3 protein-coding genes are annotated in these 2,296 nt (G+C 71.5%); all 3 read left to right on the top strand.

Annotated elements, in window-relative coordinates; translation table 11 throughout:
* On the top strand, positions 1-493 hold a 493-nt coding region (locus AB1609_21620), incomplete at its 5' end, for a flagellar basal body L-ring protein FlgH (GenBank protein MEW6049035.1).
* Between the two features lie 35 nt (positions 494-528).
* A complete protein-coding gene (locus tag AB1609_21625) occupies positions 529-1,689 on the top strand; it encodes a flagellar basal body P-ring protein FlgI (GenBank protein MEW6049036.1) in 1,161 nt (386 codons plus the stop codon).
* 25 nt (positions 1,690-1,714) lie between these two features.
* Positions 1,715-2,206: a rod-binding protein gene (locus AB1609_21630; GenBank protein MEW6049037.1), complete on the top strand. Its 492-nt coding sequence runs from the start codon at positions 1,715-1,717 to the stop codon at positions 2,204-2,206.
* The last annotated feature ends 90 nt before the right edge of the window (positions 2,207-2,296 follow it).

Below are 2,296 nucleotides of genomic sequence, written 5' to 3' on the forward strand. Positions count from 1 at the left end.
TAACCGGCTGGGCCTCTTTGCCGACGCCCGCGCCCGGAAGGCGGGCGACCTCGTCACCATCATCATCGTGGAGCGCGCCGAAGCCACCTCATCGGCCTCTACCGGCACCAAGCATGACGGCAAGGTGGAGGTGGGGCCCGGGCAGGGGCTGCTGGACGTGCTGCCCCTCGTCGGGGGCTCGGGCAGCAGCCGCTTCACGGGTGATGGGCGCACCGCGCGCAGCGGCACCATCCGGGCTCAGATGACGGCCAGGGTCACCCAGGTGCTGTCCAACGGCGACCTGGTGGTTGAGGGCAGGCAGACCATCGTGGTCAACGAGGAAGAACAGGAGCTGGTGCTGACCGGGATCATCCGGCCGGCCGACATCTCGCGGGACAACACCATCCTTTCCACTTACGTCTCCGATGCCCGCATCACGGTGCGGGGCAAGGGTTCACTGGGCGGCCACCAGAAGCCCGGGATCCTGACCCGGATGTTTGGCTGGCTCTTCTGAAGGTTTTGGGGGTTTTGAAGGGGCGGATGCCGGCTATGACGGCAAGACGCGCACGGGCCCGGCGGCCCTGGACGGCGGCGGCCCTGGCAGCAGCCGCCCTGGCGCTGGCGATCGCGGCGGGGCCGGCAGCACGGGCAGAGTCGCCGGCTGCCGACGGCGCGCCGGGAGTCCCCAGCGTGCGCATCGCCGACCTGGCGCGGCTGGAGGGGTTGCGCCCGAACCAGCTCGTGGGGCTGGGACTCGTGGTGGGCCTCGAAGGCACGGGGGACGGCCGCAGTTCGGCGGTGCACATCCAGATGGTCTCCAACATGCTGCGTAACTTCGGCCTGGCGGTGGATCCGATGGAGTTGCGGCCCCGTAACGTGGCGTCGGTGACGGTGACGGCTCTGTTGCCGGCGCAGGCACGGCCCGGTGACCGCATCGACGTGACGGTTTCGTCGCTGGGCGATGCCCGGAGCCTGGCGGGCGGGGTGCTGCTGCAGACGCCGCTGCAGGGCGCGGACGGCGAGGTGTACGCGGTGGCGCAGGGGGCGCTGGCGGTGGGCGGCACCACCTCCCGGTCAGCCGGCGCGCAACGGGTTCACGCCACCGTGGCGACCATCCCGGCCGGCGCCATCGTGGAGCGGTCGGTTCCGGCGGCGGTGACCGAGGAGGGAACGGTTCGCCTCGCGCTGTACCGCCCGGACTTCACCACGGCTGCCCGGATGGTAGAGGCCGTCAACCGGGCGTTCGGCGAGCCGCTTGCCTTCACCCAGGACGGAGCGGTCATCACGGTGCGGATCCCCCGCCCCTTCCAGAACAACCCGGCGGCCCTGATCGCCCGCATCTCGGAGCTGACCGTCATCCCGGCCCCTCCGGCCAGGGTCGTCGTGAACGAACGGACCGGCACGGTGGTGCTGGGCCACCAGGTGCGCATCGCGCCCGTGGCGGTATCGCACGGGGGCATCCGCGTCACGGTGGGCGGATCGCCGGCGCTGCCCGCTTCCGGCCAGGAGGCGCCCACCCTCCCCGGACTGCCCGGCATCCTGCCGCCGCAGGAGGCGGCAGGGCACACTGCGCTTCTGGGGGCTACGGCGAGCGTTGGTGAGCTGGTGGACGCCCTCAACGCTGCCGGCGTGGCCCCACGCGACGTGATTGCGATTCTCGAGGCCGTCCGGGCGGCCGGAGCTCTGTACGCGGAACTGGAGGTGCTTTGAGACGGCCGTGAATGCAGTTTCCGCCGTGCAAGCCCTGCCGGACCTTTCACGCCCCGCGCCCGCGTTGCCCCGCGCTCCCGGGGCCGGTTCGAGGAGCGGGAGCTTCCGGGATGTCCTCGACGAGGCCGGAAGAGCGGCCGCCTCCCCAAGCGCGGCGCTCCTCTCCGTCGCTCCCGGCGACGTGCCGTTTGCAGGCGTGCCGCATGGCCGGGCCGGCTTGAGGTGGGCGGCCGAGCAGCTTGAGGCGCGCCTGTGGGCGTTCGTGCTCAAAGACGCCTTCAACGGGCAAGGCGGCGGGCTCTTCGGGAGGAGCTTCGCCGGCCAGGTGCACGCGGACTGGTTCACGGAGGCGATGGCGGGACTTCTGGCAAGCTCGGGCGCCGGGCAGCTTGCGGACCAGTTGGTCGAAGAGTTTAGCGGTGTGGCGGAGGGAGTTTCCCGCCCGAGGGGGAATAGTGGGGGCACCAGGGGGGTGGCTGCCGAGCCCCCGCCTCGTGAAAGGAATGCGCGGCATTGATGTCTGCCCCCGGAGTCGCCCGCCGCGTCAGGTGGCCTGCCTTCCCCGGCTTGGGTAAGAGGCGGGCTCTTGGCGTTTTGCTCGTGCTGG

It is taken from the genome of Bacillota bacterium, from assembly GCA_040754675.1.
In the GTDB taxonomy this organism is placed as follows: Bacteria; Bacillota; Limnochordia; order Limnochordales; family Geochordaceae; genus Geochorda.